Origin of the sequence: Streptomyces sp. ADMS, from assembly GCF_033441795.1 — a bacterium.
Taxonomy (GTDB): domain Bacteria; phylum Actinomycetota; class Actinomycetes; order Streptomycetales; family Streptomycetaceae; genus Streptomyces.
In genome coordinates, this window is sequence record NZ_JAVFVX010000438.1 from 1 (window position 1) to 457 (window position 457).

Here is a 457-nt window from a genome sequence, read left to right on the forward strand (position 1 = left end):
CGCGTACCTCGTGGATGGTCGGGCGGACCAGGTGCGGCCAGTCGTCGGGTGCGGCGGGCCAGGAGGCGAGATGGGCCTCGGCGTTGGCCAACCCGAGGTGGGCGGTGACGTCCCAGCCCGACAAGGAGGCGGGCTCCCAGTAGAGGCGGATGCGGCCGAGGGGGAGTCTGGGGGCGTCAGCCTGGAGCCAGGAGACGTCGAGCGGTCCGTTGGGAAGGGCGGAGACGCGGTGGACGAGTGCGCCGCGCACTCCGGACGGCATGGGCCGCAGGGCGAGGCCGTGCAGCGGCCGGGCGCTGAAAGGGTGGTGTCGCGGTGAGATGGGGCCTCCTGTCGGGGTCGGTGCGCCGGGGTCAGGCCCAGGCGAGGGCGCTGCGGACTGCTGGCGGGAGGTAGTCCTCTTGGCCGTCGTCGGCGATGAACGCGACGCCGTCGCGCACGACGACGTCGGTGCCGA

Annotated in this window: 1 protein-coding gene; it reads right to left on the bottom strand. The window is 74.0% G+C overall.

What is annotated here, in order from left to right:
- A partial coding sequence (locus tag RB628_RS41445) for an esterase (RefSeq protein ID WP_318325772.1) occupies positions 1-262 on the bottom strand: 262 nt, incomplete at its 3' end.
- Positions 263-457: the final 195 nt, after the last annotated feature.